This is a genomic window from Pseudomonas chlororaphis (assembly GCA_001023535.1).
Taxonomy (GTDB): Bacteria; Pseudomonadota; Gammaproteobacteria; order Pseudomonadales; family Pseudomonadaceae; genus Aquipseudomonas; species Aquipseudomonas chlororaphis_E.
Map to the genome: position 1 here is coordinate 3,334,611 of CP011020.1, position 17,770 is coordinate 3,352,380.

At 63.5% G+C, this 17,770-nt stretch carries 13 protein-coding genes; 5 read left to right on the top strand and 8 right to left on the bottom strand.

The window, feature by feature from the left end; translation table 11 throughout:
* Positions 1–231 precede the first annotated feature (231 nt).
* Together VM99_14805 and VM99_14810 are read left to right on the top strand one after the other, a co-directional pair.
* On the top strand, positions 232–735 hold the full coding sequence (locus tag VM99_14805; protein ID AKJ99278.1) for a peptidylprolyl isomerase: 504 nt from the start codon (positions 232–234) through the stop codon (positions 733–735).
* On the top strand, positions 732–1,487 hold the full coding sequence (locus VM99_14810) for a UDP-2,3-diacylglucosamine hydrolase (GenBank protein ID AKJ99279.1): 756 nt from the start codon (positions 732–734) through the stop codon (positions 1,485–1,487). Before VM99_14805 ends, VM99_14810 begins: the two co-directional genes overlap by 4 nt.
* Positions 1,488–1,636: 149 nt before the next feature.
* Here VM99_14810 and emrB read toward each other — a convergent pair whose 3' ends face one another.
* The 7 genes from emrB to VM99_14845 form a co-directional block, all read right to left on the bottom strand.
* Positions 1,637–3,166, bottom strand: coding sequence for a multidrug resistance protein B (gene emrB / locus VM99_14815; GenBank protein ID AKJ99280.1), 1,530 nt, complete (start codon positions 3,164–3,166; stop codon positions 1,637–1,639).
* 214 nt (positions 3,167–3,380) lie between these two features.
* Positions 3,381–4,583 carry a hemolysin D gene (locus tag VM99_14820; GenBank protein ID AKJ99281.1) on the bottom strand — a complete coding sequence of 401 codons (1,203 nt, stop codon included), beginning with the start codon at positions 4,581–4,583 and terminating at the stop codon, positions 3,381–3,383.
* A gap of 15 nt (positions 4,584–4,598) precedes the next feature.
* Positions 4,599–6,065 carry a multidrug RND transporter gene (locus VM99_14825; protein ID AKJ99282.1) on the bottom strand — a complete coding sequence of 489 codons (1,467 nt, stop codon included), beginning with the start codon at positions 6,063–6,065 and terminating at the stop codon, positions 4,599–4,601.
* Positions 6,062–6,535: a MarR family transcriptional regulator gene (locus tag VM99_14830; GenBank protein ID AKJ99283.1), complete on the bottom strand. Its 474-nt coding sequence runs from the start codon at positions 6,533–6,535 to the stop codon at positions 6,062–6,064. Before VM99_14830 ends, VM99_14825 begins: the two co-directional genes overlap by 4 nt.
* Before the next feature lie 225 nt (positions 6,536–6,760).
* On the bottom strand, positions 6,761–10,447 hold the full coding sequence (locus tag VM99_14835) for a hypothetical protein (protein AKJ99284.1): 3,687 nt from the start codon (positions 10,445–10,447) through the stop codon (positions 6,761–6,763).
* Positions 10,444–12,171 carry a membrane protein gene (locus tag VM99_14840; protein AKJ99285.1) on the bottom strand — a complete coding sequence of 576 codons (1,728 nt, stop codon included), beginning with the start codon at positions 12,169–12,171 and terminating at the stop codon, positions 10,444–10,446. Before VM99_14840 ends, VM99_14835 begins: the two co-directional genes overlap by 4 nt.
* A 65-nt stretch (positions 12,172–12,236) precedes the next feature.
* A complete protein-coding gene (locus tag VM99_14845) occupies positions 12,237–12,887 on the bottom strand; it encodes a GNAT family acetyltransferase (protein ID AKJ99286.1) in 651 nt (216 codons plus the stop codon).
* Between the two features lie 175 nt (positions 12,888–13,062).
* On the opposite strand from VM99_14845, the gene VM99_14850 reads away from it, so the two are divergent.
* The 3 genes from VM99_14850 (at position 13,063) to VM99_14860 (ending at position 16,336) form a co-directional block, all read left to right on the top strand.
* Complete coding sequence (locus VM99_14850) at positions 13,063–13,875, top strand: exonuclease III (protein AKJ99287.1); 813 nt, start codon at positions 13,063–13,065, stop codon at positions 13,873–13,875.
* A 283-nt stretch (positions 13,876–14,158) separates the two neighbouring features.
* The gene (locus VM99_14855; protein AKJ99288.1) at positions 14,159–15,493 is read left to right on the top strand and encodes a membrane protein; all 1,335 of its coding nucleotides are present in this window, start codon (positions 14,159–14,161) and stop codon (positions 15,491–15,493) included.
* Between the two features lie 510 nt (positions 15,494–16,003).
* Complete coding sequence (locus VM99_14860) at positions 16,004–16,336, top strand: hypothetical protein (GenBank protein AKK01764.1); 333 nt, start codon at positions 16,004–16,006, stop codon at positions 16,334–16,336.
* 138 nt (positions 16,337–16,474) lie between these two features.
* On the opposite strand, the gene VM99_14865 is transcribed toward VM99_14860, so the two are convergent.
* Positions 16,475–17,713 carry a glutamate carboxypeptidase gene (locus VM99_14865; protein AKJ99289.1) on the bottom strand — a complete coding sequence of 413 codons (1,239 nt, stop codon included), beginning with the start codon at positions 17,711–17,713 and terminating at the stop codon, positions 16,475–16,477.
* Positions 17,714–17,770: the final 57 nt, after the last annotated feature.

Consider the following 17,770-nt stretch of genomic DNA (forward strand, 5'->3'; position numbering starts at 1 on the left):
AGTGCGCGGCCGGGTGCGGCCTGATAAATCAAAGCCCGTATCATAGCCGATGCTGTCAAGCACCTGACAGGCCAGGCCGGCAAACGATTGAATTTAATCGACGACCCGATGAAAAACAGCCTCGAAATTCGTGCCTGGCAGGCTAAACTGCCCAGCCTGGCCGATCATAGCCAGACCGGTTGCGGGCCTCACAGCCCCAAAACCCAAGAATTCCTAGAAAGAGTAGCGATCATGAGCAAAGTCAAACTGACCACCAACCACGGTGACATCGTTCTGCAACTGAACAAAGAAAAGGCGCCGCTGACCGTCGCCAACTTCATCGAGTATGTCCAGGCCGGTCACTACACCAACACCGTCTTCCACCGCGTCATCGGCAACTTCATGATCCAGGGCGGCGGTTTCGAGCCGGGCATGAAGGAAAAGAAAGACAAGCGCCCAAGCATCCAGAACGAAGCCGACAACGGCCTGCCGAACAAGAAGTACAGCATTGCCATGGCCCGCACCATGGAGCCGCATTCGGCCTCCGCGCAGTTCTTCATCAACGTGGCTGACAACAGCTTCCTCAACCACAGCGCCAAGACCGTACAGGGCTGGGGCTATGCCGTGTTCGGTGAAGTGATCGAAGGCACCGACGTGGTCGACAGCATCAAGGGCGTTTCCACCACGTCCAAAGCTGGCCACCAGGACGTCCCGGCAGAAGACGTGATCATCGAGAAAGCCGAGATCATTGAGTGATACTACTGATTTCAGATTTGCATCTGGAAGAGGAGCGCCCGGACATCACCCGGGCGTTTCTGGATTTACTCGCCACCCGCGCCCGCTCGGCGCAAGCGTTGTACATCCTGGGCGATTTTTTCGAAGCCTGGATCGGCGACGATGCCATGACCCCGTTCCAGCGCTCCATCTGCCAGGCCCTGCGCGCATTGAGCGACAGCGGCACGGCCATCTTCCTGATGCACGGCAATCGCGATTTCATGCTGGGGCAGGCCTTCTGCAAGGCCGCTGGTTGCACCCTGGTCAAGGACCCGAGTGTCGTGCAGTTCAACGGCGAGCCGGTGCTGCTGATGCATGGCGACAGCCTGTGCACCCGCGATGAAGGCTACATGAAGCTGCGGCGCTGGCTGCGCAACCCGGTCACGCTGTTCATCCTGCGCCACCTGCCCTTGGGCAGCCGGCAGAAACTGGCGCGTAAACTGCGCAGCGAAAGCCGGGCACAGACACGGATGAAGGCCAATGACATCGTCGACGTCACGCCTGAAGAAATCCCGCGGATCATGCAGCAGTACGGCGTACAGACCCTGATCCACGGCCACACCCACCGCCCCGCCATCCACAAGCTGCAACTCGGCGAACATGCAGCGAGACGCATCGTGCTGGGGGACTGGGACAAGCAAGGCTGGGCGCTGCAGGTGGATGAACAAGGGTTTGCGTTGGCGCCGTTCGGGTTTGCCCCGCCGCCGCAACTACCAGTACCTGACCCAACCTGAATGCCCCTGTGGCGAGGGAGCTTGCTCCCGCTTGAGTGCGAAGCACTCACAAAGGGGCTGCTGCGCAGCCCAGCGGGAGCAAGCTCCCTCGCCACAATGATTTCAAGTGAATAGGATCTCCACACTTGAGATCGCGTTTCACTTGCGGATCAATGCCCCGCCGAAGCCGGCCCCGCCTTCGCCGCAAACGGCGGCTTCGCCAACCACACCAACACAATCAACCCCATGAACGCCCACCCCAACAACGTGAAGTAATCCACGGTGGAAAGCATGTACGCCTGACTGGTAAGAATCTGATCGAGCTGGGCATACGCCGGCGCGCTCGCGCCGCCTAGCTGGTTGAGGGCCTCGCGGGTACTCGGTTCGAACGTGCTGATGCTCTCGCTCAGGTAGGCATGATGCATGTCGGCCCGACGGATCCAGATCCAGGTGGTGAGCGACGCCGCAAAGCTGCCGCCCAGGGTCCGCAGGAACGTCGCCAACCCGGCGCCATCGGCAATCTGGTGCGGCGGCAGGTCCGACATCAGGATGCTCAGCGTCGGCATGAAGAACAACGCCACGCCGATGCCCATGAACAACTGCACCAGGGCGATGTGCTGGAAGTCCACTTCGTTGTTGAAGCCTGCCCGCATGAAGCAGCTCAGGCCGATGGCCAGGAACGCCAGCCCGGCCAACAGGCGCAGGTCGAACTTGTGGGCGTACTTGCCGACGAAGGGCGACATCAGCACCGGCAGGATACCGATGGGCGCCACCGCCAGCCCGGCCCAGGTGGCGGTGTAGCCCATCTGGGTCTGCAGCCACTGCGGCAGGATCAGGTTGATGCCGAAGAACCCGGCGTAGCCACCCACCAGCACGATGGTGCCGATACGGAAGTTGCGATAGGCGAACAGCCGCAGGTTGACCACCGGATGGCGGTCGGTCATTTCCCAGATCACGAACACCGCCAGGGCGATCACCGAAATCAACGCGCCAATGATGATGAAGTTCGACTCGAACCAGTCCAGGTCGTTGCCCTTGTCGAGGATCACCTGGAGCGCACCGACGCCGATGATCAGCGTGATCAACCCGACGTAGTCCATCGGCTGGCGACTGGTGACCACCGGACGCGCCTTGAGCTGCTGCTGCACCACCATCGCCGCGAAAACACCGATGGGGACGTTGATGAAGAAAATCCACGGCCAACTGTAGCTGTCGGTGATCCAGCCGCCCAGGATCGGACCGGCAATGGGCGCCACCACCGTGACCATCGCCAGCAACGCCAGGGCCATGCCCCGCCTGGCCGGCGGGTACACGGCAATCAGCAAGGTCTGGGTCATCGGGTACAACGGCCCGGCCACCAGGCCCTGGAGCACGCGGAAGCCGATCAGCTCGGGCATCGAGGTGGAGATACCACATAGAAAGGAAGCGAGCACGAACAGCATCGTCGCCCACAGGAACAGCTTCACCTCGCCAAACCGGCGGCTCAACCAACCGGTCAACGGCAGCGCGATGGCGTTGCTCACCGCGAACGAGGTGATCACCCACGTGCCCTGCTCCGAGCTGACGCCCAGGTTGCCGGAAATGGTCGGCAAGGCCACGTTGGCGATGGTGGTGTCGAGCACTTGCATGAACGTCGCCAGCGACAGCCCGATGGTACTGAGCAACAGGCTGGGCGGTGTGAAGGACGCGTTATTGCTCATTACGAAACCCTATGAAGCGAAGGTGGCGGAATCGTCCAACTCAAGACACAGATACAGAACCTGTGGGAGCAGGCTTGCCCGCGAAGGCGATTCCACATTCAATAATTGCTGCCTGAAACTGCGCATTCGCGAGCGAGCCCACTCCCACATTGGGCCCGGGCGCTCGCAGGATCGGTGTTCACTGCAATTGCCCGTGGGAGCGCGCCATCAAGGGCTAACGCTGTACCGTCTTGCTTGCCGCGGCGCTGTTCTCGTGGATCAGCCGGGCAATCATCGCGTCGGCATCGGCCAGTTGGCGGTCGTAGACCTGGGTGCTGAAGGTGGCCTTCTGCGGAGGCTGTTGAGCCAGGACCGGGCCGCTCTGGTCGTGCAGGTTGACGTTGACCAGGGTCGACAAGCCGATCCGCAAGGGATGCTCGCTCAGTTCCTGGGCATTGACATGAATGCGCACCGGCACCCGCTGGACGATCTTGATCCAGTTACCCGTGGCGTTCTGCGCCGGCAACAGGGCAAACGCGCTGCCGGTCCCGGCACCGAGGCTGTCGATCGTGCCGCTGTATTTCACGTCGCTGCCGTAAAGGTCGGTCTCGATCTCCACGGGTTGGCCAATGCGCATATCACGCAGTTGGGTTTCCTTGAAGTTCGCATCGATCCACAACTGGTCCAGCGGGATCACCGCCATCAACGCCGTCCCCGGCTGCACCCGCTGCCCCAACTGCACGGTACGCTTGGCGACGTAGCCGGTGACCGGTGCGATCAAGGTGCTGCGGGCGTTGGCGAGGAAGGCCTGGCGCAGTTGCGCGGCGGCGGACTGCACGTCGGGATGGGACGACACCACGGTGTCATCCACCAGGGCGCTGGTGGTCTTGAGTTGCTGCCGGGCATTGGCCAGGGCATTTTGCGCCGAGGTCAGGTCGTCCCGGGCGTGGGAGAGTTCTTCCTGGGAGATCGCCCCGCCGGCCGCCAGGTTGCGGCGCCGGTTGTAGTTCTCCTGGGCTTTCTGCACCTCGGCTTCCTGGGCATTGACCTGTGCGCGCATGCCGTCGACGTTGCTGTACAAGCCACGCACCTGGCGCACGGTGCGGGCCAGGTTGGCCTGGGCACTCTGCAGCCCGACTTCGGCATCGTTCGGGTCGAATTGCACCAGAATCTGGCCTTCGCGCACCAGGTCACCGTCGTCGGCGCCGATGCTCACCACGGTGCCGGTGACCTGCGGCGTGATTTCCACCACGTTGCCGTTCACATAGGCATCGTCGGTGCTTTCGTTCCAGCGCCCGTACAGCTCGTGCCAGGCCCAGACGCCCAGGCCGCAGAGGATGACGATGACCGCGAGGGCCAGCAACATGACCTTGCGCTTGCGCGGGTTGCCGCTGTCCTGCGGGTTTTGGGTAGGTTGCGTAGTGTCGGCAGTGGCCATGACAAGTCCCTCGAATCAGTTATTCGGCGCAGAGGCCGGTGTGGCCGCAGCCAGGGCCTGGGGTTCGAAACCACCGCCCAGGGCCTGCATCAGCTGGATCGACAGGTCGATCTGCTCGGCATTCAGGTTCGCCAATTGACGTTGGGCCTGGAGCAATTGCTGCTCGATGCTCAGCACGTCCAGGTAATTGCCGATGCCCGAGCCGTAGCGCTGGACCACGGTGTCGTATGAGCTTTGGGCGATATCAGTGGCATGTTGCTGGGCGCCAATCTGGCGGGCGATGTCACGCAGCTGGTTGATGGTGTCGCTGACATCCCCCAGGGCCTGGACCAGGCTTTTGTTGTACTGCGCCACCGCCAGGTCGTAGTCGGCGTCCCGGGCATCCAGGTCAGCCCGCAGGCGCCCGCCATCGAAGATCGGCAGCGAGACCGTCGGCGCCACGTTGAAGAAACGGCTGGGCGAGCCGAACATCGCATCGCCCAACAGTGACCGCACCCCCGCCGCCGCGCTCAGGTTGAGGTTGGGGTAGAAGTTGGTCTTGCCGGCCTCGATGTCCTTGCTCGCCGCTTCGACCCGCCAACGGGCGGCCACCAGGTCGGGGCGACGGCCCAGCAACTCGGCCGGCAGGTTTGACGGCAAGGCGACCGCGCTCGATTGCAGCACGTTGGGCCGGGCGATTTCGCTGCCCCGGTCCGGGCCTTTGCCCAACAGCACCGCCAAGGCGATCTTGGCGCTTTGCAGGCGTTTCTCAGCGTCGATCAAGGTCGCATCGGCGCTGGCCTCCAGGCTTTCGGTCTGCTGGAACTGGTACTCGCTGTCGATCCCGGCGTTGAGACGGCGCTTGCTCAGGTCGAGCATCTGCCGGGTGCGCTTGAGGTCTTCGGCCGCCAGGTCACGAATGATGTGGGCTTGGCCCAGGTCGCTGTAGGCCCGGGCCACATCGGCGGCCAGGGTCAGTTGCGCTGCCTGGCGGTCGATCTCGGCGGCACGGGCCTGGCCCAGCGCGGCTTCCCAGGCGGCCCGTTGGCCACCCCAGAGATCGAAGGTGTAATTGAAGTTAACCCCCAGCGTGCGCAAGGTGCTGTAGGCACCGCCCTCGCCCGCCGGGTCCTCGTCGCGGGACAGACGCGAACGGCTGACACCGCCGCTGGCATCCAGGGTGGGCAGGCGCGCCGCATTGGCGGCGTAGGCGGCGGCACTGGCCTGATGCACCCGGGCGCTGGCGATCTGCATGTCCGGGCTGTCGCGCAAGGCTTCACGGATCAGGCCGTCGAGCTGCGGGTCGCCCAGGCTTTTCCACCAATCGTTTTTCGGCCATGCGGCCGGCGACAACTTGACACCGTTCAGCGATTGCCCGGCCTTGAGGCTCTGGGCCTCAAGGCTGACGCCTTCGGTCTTCAGGCCGCTATAGCTGGCGCAACCGGCCAGGCTCATGGCGAGCAGCACCAGGCTCAGGCGGGTACGCAAGGTCTTACGCTTCATTTGTCCCCCAATCGCAACACGGTGATGGGATCACCGGCGGCAAGCAGAATTTTCTTGAGAATCTGTTCGAGGGTTTGCAGCTCCTCGCGGCTGATGACGCTGGCCAACTGGTTCATGGCGTCGGCACCGATCACCGGCAGCCGATCCGCCAGGGCCTGGCCGGCGTCGGTCAGCACCAGCAGCACTTGCCGCCGATCATCCACCGAACGTTGACGAGCGAGGAAACCTTTCTGTTGCAAGCGATCGAGCATGCGGGTCATCGAACCGCTGTCCAGGGACAGGTAGCGACACAGCTCGGCGGGTGTGTCGATGCCGTGCTGGGCCATGATGATCAACACCTTGAACTGCGCGGCCGTGATGCCGACGGGTTCCATGTGGGTATCGATGATCCGATCCTTGAGCAGCGCGGCGCGTCCGAGCAGCATGCCGAGATGGCACTTGTGGAATTCGTCTGGGGTGAAATGCTTCATCTGAGCACCGTTTGCTGCCTAGGCAGTGAATGTATGTCGAGATATTACTGCTTAGGCAGCAAATGTCAAATAAAATAGTTAGCTTGCTATTCATGAGGGCAGGCACAGAAACAAAATGTGGGAGCGGGCTTGCTCGCGAATGCGGTGGGTCAGCCAACATCTTCATCAGCTGATTCACCCTCTTCGCGAGCAAGCCCGCTCCCACATTGAGGTTTTGGGGAACGGTTAGAAATCGCGCTTGTAGAAGATGTCCAGGGAGCTGGCGACCCCACTGGCGGCTTCGAGGTAGACCTTTTTGCTGAGCTTGTAACGCAAGGCGATGGTGTTGGCCGGTTCGAACACGCCGACGCCGTAGCGCAGGCTGAGTTTTTCCGACAGGTTGCCGCTGGCGACCACACTGGTGGTATCGCCGCTGCCCTGGGTGTCGAGTTGGAAATCACTGATGCCCAGGTTGTTGGCCAGGCTGGTGGTCACCCCGGCACTGCCCATCAGGCCCAGACCCAGCGCCGCTTGGGCGAGCATGTTGTTGTCCTCGCCCGTGGTGCTCAGCGGCCGACCCAGCACCAGATAGGACAGCGCCTGTTCCTGGCTCATGGCCGGTTCCGAGAAGATCTGCGTAGTCGGCTGCTCGGCGCTGCCGCTCAAGCGGATGCCGGCGATCACATCGTCGGTCTGGCGGATTGCCTCGATGTCCAGGTAAGGCTGGTCGATAGGCCCAGCGAACAGCAGGCGCGCGCGACGGACCGTCAGCCGTTGCCCATAGGCCCGGTAGCGACCGTCGTTGAGCCAGAGTTCGCCGCGGGTGTCCATGTTGTCGCCGATGTGCACCTGGCCCTGGACGTTGGCGGTCAGGCCGAAGCCTGCAAACGCGAGTTTGTCCTGGCCGACAATCACGTCGATATCCATCGCCATGGCCATCGGCGGCTTGCCCTCCTCGGTCTGGTGCCCAACGATCACCGTGTCGTCCGAGACCTTGACGGTGGAAGGTGGCAGTTCGCGGATGGTGATCTCGCCCTTGGGTACCAGGACCTTGCCGGCAATGGCCAGCCGTTCGCCCTGCAGGGTGATGTCAAGGTCCGGCGCCACGTCCAGCACCGCGTACGGCTCGACCGTGACCGGCAAATGCGAGCCCTTGAGCGCCAGGTTCATGCTCAAGGCCTCGCCCCAGCCGATGTCCCCGGTCAGGCTGCCCTGCCCGTCCTTGCCGCTTTTCCAGTCACCGTTGAGCCGCATTGTGTCGCCGGCGATCATCGCGCGCACCTGCAGGGCTTCGAGGCTGACCGGCAGTTGAGGCCCGGACACTTCGCCGTCGCTGAGCACCAGGTTGCCGTTGACCTGGGGCGCCAGCAAGCCTCCGGACAAGGTCCCGCTGCCGTTCAGGTGGCCGGTGAGGGTTTGCACCATCGGCACGAATGGCCGGGCCACGGACAGGTCCAGGCCGGTCAGGCGGAACGAACCGCTGAGGGGTTTGCTGGCCGGCAGCGGGTTGATCTGCGCCTGGAGCATCAGCTCGCCGAGCCGGGCGCCGACGAAATTCAGTTGGGTGTCGATGCGCTTGGAGGTCAGGCGGCTGTCCAGGGTCAGGGTCTGGTAGGGGAAGTCCAGCCACGGCGCCTGCTCGTGTTCCTTGTCGCGGATGCGCAACGTGCCGCCACTGGCGTCCACCAGGATCCGCCCGTTCGGGCCGCTGGCCGGCAGGTCCAGTTGCAGGTCGGCATTGAGCTGGCCCTTCCAGGCGAAATCCTTGGGCATCCACTGGGCCAGGCTTTCGATGGGGAACTGCTTGAGGTGATAGCGCAGCTTCGGCTCCGGCATCAGCCGCTGGTCTTCACCACACAGGCTGGCCTGGCCGGAACGCCAGCAATGGGCGCCCACGTTGAGCGTACCGTTGGCCAGGCGCTCCAGTTTCGCCGGGGCTTGCAGGCGCCAGGCCTGGCCGCCGGCCTGGACGTCGCCGCTGGCCAGGCGTCCGCGCCAGTTGCCCTGGTCGAGCCGGCCATCCAGCGCCAATGTCGTGTCGAGCTGTGGCCCCTGCAAGTCCAGGGTGAGTGTCTGTTGCTTGATATCACCCTGCCCGCTGACGGTCAGCACACCCAGCGCCGTGTCGCCGGCACGAATGCCACTGGCCTTGAGGTCGACCTTGCCTCGCTGCGCTTTGTCCAGGGTTGCGTCCAGGTTCAGACGTTGAAGATGGTTGTCCTGAAACGCCAGTTGGGTGCCTTGCAGGCCGAGCTTGCCCTGAGGGGCCTTGAGTGTCCCCGCGACGTCGACGCGCCCCATGACCTGGCCGCGTAATTGCGGCCAGAGCTGGGCCAGGCGCGCGAGCTTGATGTCGACCTGGCCGGTGAGCGTCTGTTGCAGGCTGGCGCTGCCGTTGATGCGGTTGTCCCCCAGGCGGATGTCCAGCGCGCTGAGGTTCCATTGTTCGCCGGCGCCGCTGGCCCGGGCCTGGAACAGCGCCGGTTGACCGCGCAGCTTGCCCTTGAGGTCCAGGTCCGCGTCGAGGTTGAGGGTGCCGTTGTTGATCGACCCCTTGCTGCGCAACGGCCCCGCCAGGGTGCCGGGCAATTCGCCGAGCCAGTACGCCGGGTTGATGGCCGACAACGCCAGGGCCGTGTCCCAGGCAATACCCTCGGCAAATTGCAGGTCCAGGTGCCCTTCGGCCTTGCCCTGGCCGGCGGTGAGCTCAAGTTGCGGCAAATGGATCTGGGTCAGGTCGCCGCTGAACGGGCTGCCCAGGCTGAAGGCGCCGGCGGGCCCATCCAATGCGGCCTGGAAATGGCCGAGGTAGTTGCCATCGGTGTACGAGACTTCGCCGTCGAAGCGGCGCACGCTCACTTGTGGCTCATCGATCAGCGGGTAAAGCCGATGCCAGGGGAAATCCAGCCAGGCGATCTTGGCGTCGGCGCTCAGGCCCTCGCGCCAGTCCACCTGGCCGCTGAGCTTGAGGCTCTGCTGCTCGCCAGCGTCCAGGTCTAGGGCGGCGATCTGCGCGCCTTTGGCGTCCACCTTGCCTTGCAGCAGCAACGCCACGGGGCCTTTCTCGGCCGGCAGGATCGCCTTGCCGAGCAGTTGGTAACCGGTGTCCAGGTCGCCCTCGCCGGTCAACTCGAGCTGATTGAGCACCAGGGTGTCCGGCAGGTCGGCGCTCGCCTTGAAGCCGTCGGCGGTGATGCGCACCTTGGCCGGCAGGTGGTCGGCCAAGGGTTGCAGCTCGCCCACCAGACGGCCTTGCAGGTAACCGCGGCTGTCAGCGCTGAGGTTGAGCGTCTTGAGCAGGTCGCCATCGACGTTCAAGTCCAGGGTCCAGGGCACGTCCCCCGGTGCGGGCAGCGTCAACTGGCCGGCGGCCTTCAGCGGCCAGTCCGCGCCGGGTTTCAGCAGACCGGAAAGCTGTAGGCTCAGTGCGTCGCGTTGCAGTTGCAGCGAGTCGATCCGCAAGCCCTCGGCCGTCCAATGGGCCGCCAATTGCAAGCCCTTGAGCTGCTCGCTGCCATTGAACAGCAGGCGAGCGACCTGCACCTCTCCCAGTTCGATGGCCACCGGCAAGTCCAGGTCGGGCAAGCTGATCGGACCGCTGCTCGGCTCATCGGCGGAAGGCGGAAATTGCAGGCTGATCTGATCGGCCTTGAGCCGTTCGATGCACAAGGTCAGACGGGTCAGGCACAGCGGCGACCAGGCGAAGATCAGCCCATCGACTTCTATCCGACTGCGGTCCTGTTGCCATAGCAGATGATCGGCGCTCCATTGCCCGCCAAGGCGCCCCTGGAAATTGTCCACGCTCAGCCCTGGCACCAGGCCAAGGGCCCAGCGGCTGCCGAATGCGCTGCCCAGGATAAGGCCCAGCGCCAATACCACCACGGCCAGCAGCGTACCCAACGCCAGCAGCGTTACCTTCAAACCACGACTCACAATTCGGGCCCCATGGAAAAGTGCAAACGAATGCCACCCTCATCGTCCAGCGCATGGGCCAGATCGAGGCGGATCGGGCCCACCGGCGACACCCAGCGCACACCGATACCCACGCCGGTCTTGAGGCTTGGCAATTCAAGATTGTTGAACGAATTGCCCTGGTCGACGAAGGTCGCCACCCGCCATTTCTCTGCGACCGAATACTGGTATTCGAGACTGCCGGCCACCATGTAGCGGCCGCCGATGCGATCACCCTCGGCGTTCTCCGGCGACAGGCTCTGGTAGTCGTAGCCACGCACGCTCTGGTCGCCGCCGGCAAAAAAGCGCAGGGACGGCGGGATGGATTTGTAGCCATTGGTCGCGCTGCCCCCGACCTGGGCGCGGGCCAGCAGGCGGTGCTTATCGAACACGGTGGTCAGACCCTTGACCATGGCGGTGCCGTAGACGAGGTTGTTGTCCGAACCCAGCCCTTCCTTGGCGACCTTGGTGTCGAACTGCAAGCGGTAGCCGTTGTGCGGGTCGATGCGGTTGTCGCTGCGCAGGTAGGAATAGCTGACGCCCGGCATCAGCAACGTGCTCAAGCCCGAATCGTCGCCGAGGCGGTATTCCTCGCGCTGCCATTTGAGCGACACCACCCGTTGCCAGCCGCTGGGCAACTTGCTGTGCCATTCCGGGCCGACGGTCAGCAGCTTGCTGAGGGTGTCGGTGCCGGCCAACTCTTCGTACTGGTAGCCGCCGGCGTAGCGCAGCTTGTCGGTCAGCGGTGGGTCAAGCGGCACGTCGTACCATAGGCCGACGTTCTGTCGGGGCGCCGAGACTTCGGCCTCCCAGCCATAACTGTGGCCCTGGGGGTTGACCCAGTGACGCGTCCAGTTGGCCTTGGCCCGCGGGCCGACGTCGGTGGAAAACCCCAGGCCCAAGCCCATGGTACGGGGCTTGCGGGTGTCGAGCTTGACCGCCACCGGGATCACGTTATCGGTGGCCGCGGTCGGTGCCGCGTCGACCCGCACGCCTTCGAAGTAGCCGCTCGACTGCAAGGCCTGGTTGAGCTCGGCAATGAGTTCGGAGTCGTAGGGGGTGCCCGCCTTGAACGGCACCATGCGCCGCAGCAGGTCTTCGTCGAACGGCGTATCGCCCTCGAAATTCACCGGGCCCAGGGCGTAACGCGGGCCGCTGTCGTAGATCAATTCGATGTCGGCGATACCGGCCTGGGGGTCCACGGACAATTGCTGGCGAGTGAATCGCCCACTGAAAAAACCGTAGCGCGAGGCCTGGTTCTGGATCAGTCGCTTGGCGTCTTCGTAACGGCCGTGGTTGAGCACCGCACCGGGCTTGAGGCCGGGATCGTCCGGCAGGCGAAACGCCTTGAGGGACGCCGCCGGGCCCTCGACGCGCAGGGTCACGTTGCGCAGATGCACCGGTTCGCCAGGGTCAATGCTCAGGACCAGGCGCGGGTCCTTGCCGCCCTTGACCTCGCTGTCGATCTGCGGCTGGTAGTAGCCCAGCGCCTGGGCAGCCTTGCGGGCCTGCTCCTCGGCGCCGCGGCTGAAGCGCAACAGCGCCTCTTCGTCGCGATCGCCCACCCCACCGATGTAACCTTCTACGTTGGCCTTGAGTGCGTCGTTGGCCGGCTTGACCCGTACCTCCAGTTCACTGTTCGCCAGCGCCGCGCAGCTGAGGGACAGCATGAGCACGCCGCTGGTCATTCTTCCTGAAACATTCATGGCGCGGATGCTATCACGGGCTTGGGAGCCTGATAGAGCCAGACTCGTCCTAAAAGTTCGTCCGATCAGGCCGTTGCGCTGTGCAGGACCTGCGGATTGGCGTGGAAAAACACGTGTTCGCGGATCGGTCCTACGGCAATCTCGCCGATTTCCTCGTAGCCCTGGCGCTTATAAAAATCCAGGTAACGGGGGTTGCCGGTGTCCAGCACAACGCCTTGGGAATGCTCATCCACCGCGCACCAGTTGTGCACGGCCGTGAGTAATTGCTCGCCATAATGCTGGCCTTGGAACTGTGGGTGAATGCCCAGCAACGGCAACACATGAACCGCATCCGACGGCAGGCAGGCCGTGACCGCCGCGTGGTACTCCAGGTAGCGCCGGGTGCAGCGAAAACCCGTGCTCAACACCATGCGCAACCGCCACGCCCAGCTTTCGGTGATGCCCAGGCGCCGCTGTGGCGGGGCGATCAAGGCGATGCCGATGAGCCGATCGTTGACCAGCAGGCCGATGGCCGGCAGGTCCTGGAGAAAATGCTGCTTCACCAACTCCCGCACCGTGGCCCGCACTCGCTGCTCGTAGCCGGGACGCTCGGATTCGAACAGGAAGCTGAAGGTCGGCTCATGGCGATAGGCCTGGTACAGCAACGAACGGGCTTCGCGGGAATAACCGCTGTCGAGCATATGGATGTCGGCGAGGGCGGTGGCGGTTTCAGGCATGGTGGCGGATCTCCTGGGCGGGCTCGGTGAGGCCCTGCTCTTATTGACTACGAACCCGGCAGGGCTGTGATCGTTCCTACAAGCAAAGGACATTAGCAGCGCATTTGTCCTACTGCCACGCTGGCCCCCTTCCGACATGTCAGCTAGCATCGCAGTTTTGCCAGGACTGCCGACCATGAAGATCGTCTCCTTCAACATCAACGGGCTGCGCGCCCGTCCTCATCAGCTGGCGGCGCTGATCGACAAGCACCAGCCGGACGTGATCGGACTGCAGGAAACCAAGGTCCACGACGAGCAGTTCCCGCTGGCCGAGATCCAGGCCCTGGGTTACCACGTGCACTACCACGGGCAAAAGGGCCACTACGGCGTCGCCCTGCTCTCCCGCCAGCCGCCACTGAGCCTGTACAAGGGTTTCGAAAGCGACGACGAAGACGTCCAGCGGCGCTTCATCTGGGGCACCTTCGCCGATGCCAACGGTGTGCCGGTGACGATCATGAACGGCTATTTCCCTCAAGGTGAAAGCCGCGACCACCCGACCAAGTTCCCCGCCAAGGAACGGTTCTACAACGACTTGCAGCAATTGCTGGAAAGCCGCTTCAGCAACGATCAGCCGGTGGTGGTGATGGGCGACGTGAACATCTCCCCGGAAGACTGCGACATCGGTATCGGCCCGGACAATATGAAGCGCTGGCTGAAAACCGGTAAATGCAGCTTCCTGCCGGAGGAACGCGAGTGGATGGCCCGCTTGAAGAACTGGGGCCTGGTGGACAGCTTCCGCCACCTGAACCCGGACGTCTGCGACCGTTTCAGCTGGTTCGACTACCGCAGCCGCGGCTTCGAAGACGAACCCAAGCGCGGCCTGCGCATTGACCTGATCCTCACCTCCCATGGCCTGCTGCACCGGGTCAAGGATGCCGGCGTCGACTATGAACTGCGGGGCATGGAAAAGCCGTCGGACCATGCACCGATCTGGCTGCAACTGAGCTGACCGCAACCACAGGTACTGGGCCACCACAGGGGTTGGGGTTTGCCTTGAGCCTGTGATCGCCACAGAATCCATTGTGGGAGCGGGCTTGCCCGCGAAGGCGCCGGGTCAGTCGATGGCGAGGTTGGCTGTAAGGCCGCTTTCGCGGGCAAGCCCGCTCCCACAGTTTTTTGGGTTTGCCTTGGGTCTGTGATCGCCACAGATGGATCGGTCGCCTCGCTGTCATCTTTCAGTCACCTGACTGACTTAATCTTCCGGCACTTCCTCAGGTTCTGAAGGTGCCGGCATGCGGCTGTGGTTGGGTGTGTTGATGGGGCTCTGGTTGCCGCTCGCGACGTGGGCCGGCAGCTTGCCGGTGCCTGAGCGTGGACCGGCACTGCGCATCCAGGGCTCCAACACCATCGGCGCGGCGCTGGGGCCGGCGTTGGTCAAGGGCTTGATGGAAGATCAGGGCCTGCTCAAGGTCAGTGCCGAAATCACCGGCCGGGATAACGAACAGCGCATCGTCGGCCAGACCCGCGATGGTCGTCGGGTCGAAGTCGACATCGCTGCCCACGGCTCCAGCACCGGTTTCGCCGCCCTCAAGCAGGCCAGCACCGACCTGGCGGCCGCATCCCGGCCGATCAAGGACAGCGAGCTGAAGGAACTGTCAGCCCTCGGCGATCTGAAAAGTCCTGCCGCCGAGCAGGTCATTGCCATCGACGGCCTGGCGATCATCCTTCATCCCCAGAACCCGCTGCGTCAGCTCGATACCGTGCAACTGGCGAAGATCTTCAGCGGCGAGGCAAAGACCTGGGAAGCGGTGGGCAGCGTGGGCGGACCGATCCACCTGTACGCCCGGGATGAACAATCGGGCACCTACGACACCTTCAAGGAACTGGTGCTCAGCCGACAAGGCAAGCGGCTGGATCCTACAGCGCGACGCTTCGAATCCAGCGAACAGTTGTCGGACGCCGTCAGCCAGGACCCGCAAGGCATCGGTTTCATCGGTTTGCCCTACGTACGCCAAGCCAAGGCACTGGCGATCGTCGACGGCGATTCCCAACCCATGTTGCCGCTGAACACCCTGATCGCCACCGAGGACTACCCGCTGTCCCGCCGGCTGTTCTTCTACCTGCCGCCGTGGGACCAGAACCCCTGGGCCCAGGCATTGGTCGACTTCACCCAGAGCGACAAGGGCCAGGCCATCGTCGCGACCAACGGCTTCATCGCCCAGACCGTACGAGCCATGTCGGTGACGCCAAACGCGCTGATGCCCGAGGGTTACCAGGCCCTGAGTCGCCATGCACAACGCCTGTCCGTGAACTTCCGCTTCGAAGAAGGCAGCGCCAGCCTCGACAACAAGGCCCACCAGGACCTGGGGCGGGTGCTCGACTACATAAAGCAGCACGGCAAGCTCGATCGACGCGTGACGCTGGTGGGTTTCGGCGACGCCAAGGACGACCCGGCACGCGCCGACCTGTTGTCCAAACTGCGGGCCATGGCCGTGCGCCGCGAACTGGTCAAGAACGGCGTGACACTGCGCGAGGTACGTGGCTTCGGCGCGCTGATGCCGGTGGCGGCCAACAGCGAGGATGAAGGCCGGATCCGCAATCGGCGGGTGGAGGTGTGGGTTTATTGAGACCTTGGCAGCTCCCTGTGTCCCTGTGTCCCTGTGGCGAGGGGATTTATCCCCGCTGGGCTGCGAAGCAGCCCCAAAGCCAGACGCTGCGGTGTGACAGAGGAACCGTGCCAGCCGGTTTTACGACTGCTTCGCAGCCGAACGGGGATAAATCCCCTCGCCACAGGAAACGCGTGTTTACTCCGTTCGTTTCGGTGTAGGCACAGGCGCCCTCACCTTGCGCCATTGCCTACAACTACGCCAGAATCCGCCGGCTTGTGCACCTTGGGGCTGGGCTTTATCGTTTTCCGGTCGCTGACAAATCAGTGATCGGGTTTGGTAGCCCGGGCTTTCGGTGCATAGCGTCACCTCTGCAAGTGCAATGCGCACTTCGCTTTTTGGTGGCCATGCGCAGGGTCTCTTCGGAGGCGCCGGCTCCGATGCCCGGTCTACCAACCTTCGTATGGCCACCACCCTTCGTTTGGTAGCGAAAAGGCGATGGCTCCCATTCAGATGCATCGGAGTTTCATCATGTTCAAAGTTACCCCCAACCCACCGGAAACCGATCCGGACTCAAGCGCCTTCGACAAAGCCGCCGACCGCGCCCTCGACTTCTACCTCAAGCCCAAGCCCACAGAACCCACCTCCGATCCAGGCCAACTTTTCACCGTCGTCAACGGCATCGACACCGAATGCCTGCTTGCCAACCTCAGCGAAACCCTGGCGTCGGCCAATGCGATGGTCAGCGACCTGGCGTTTGAACTGGACGGCTCCAGGCGGCATGTGGCGCTGGGCATCCAGCAGTTGATCGAGCTCGGCAGCCTGCTGGCGAACCGGGCGCTGGATAACGTCGACCCGCGTTAGTCAACCAACACATAACCCTTGTGGGAGCGGGCTTGCTCGCGAAAGCGGAGTGTCAGGTACCCTTCATCAACTGACACACCGCCTTCGCGAGCAAGCCCACTCCCACAGGGTTTGAGTCGATCACACTATTGGACGCAACTATCGCTTCGCCAACTCCATGATCATCCGCGACAACAGGTAAACCCGCGGCACCACGCTCTCGACCTCGGCGTATTCCTCGGGGGTATGGATGTTGCCGCCGACGATGCCAAAGCCGTCCAGCGTCGGCGTGCCGACGCCGGCGGAGAGGCTGGCATCCGCCGCGCCGCCGCTGCCTTCTTCGGTGAGTTTGCGGCCCAGTTCGCCATAGATGCCTTGGGCCATCGCCATCAGGCGATCCGATTCCGCGGTCTGCGGCATCGGTGGCAGGCCGCGCTTGAGGCTGGTGGTGACCTCGGTGTCGGCGATCAACTTGTCTTGCGACACCCGGGCCAGGTCTTTTTCGAGGCGGTCGAACTCTTCCGGCACCGCCGCGCGCACGTCGGCCTTGGCGCTGGCCTTGTCGGGAATCACATTGGTCCTGTCGCCGGCCTGGATCACGGTGAAATTGATGGTGGTTTTCTTTTCAACATCGCCCAGCTTGCCCAACTGCAGGATCTGGTGCGCCGCTTCCATCGCCGCATTGCGCCCCAGCTCCGGCGCAACACCGGCGTGGGACGCCTTGCCCTTGACCTCCAGCAACGCCGTGGCACTGCCCTTGCGCCACACCACCAGGCCATCCGCCGGGCGGCCCGGCTCGAGGTTGAGGGTCACGTCATGGACCTTGGCGGTCCTTTTGATCAGGTCGGTGGCGGCGTCCGAGCCGGTTTCTTCGCTGGCATCGAGCAGGAAGGTGATCTGTGCGTAGTCCTTGAAATCCAGATCCTTGAGGATCTTCAAGGCATAGACCCCAGCGACGATGCCGCCCTTGTCATCCATCACCCCCGGCCCGTAGGCCCGCCCATCCTTGATATGGAACGGACGCTCGGCGGCAGAGCCCTCCTTGAACACGGTGTCCATGTGGGCCATCAGCAGAATCTTCGCCTTGCCGCTGCCCTTGAGGGTCGCAAGGATGTGCTGGGTGCCGTCCGAGTTCGGCACTTTCTCGATGGTGGCGCCCAACTTTTTCAATTCTTCGATGGTGATGTCGCCAACCTGGGTCAGGCCCGGCACATACCCGGAACCGGAGTCGATGTTGACCAGTCGTTCCAGCAGTTTCAGGGCCTCGCCCTTGTACTGTTCGGCGTGGGCCAGGACCTGCTGCTGGGGCTGCGCGAAGGCAACGGGCGAGAGCGCGCCGAGGGCCAGGCTCAGACCGAGGCTGACGGCCAGGCGGGTGCGAAGAGCGGTCATCGTCATGATTTCATCCTTGTTCGTTGCGAAAGAGTGCACAGGCACCCTACCCGACTCTGGACC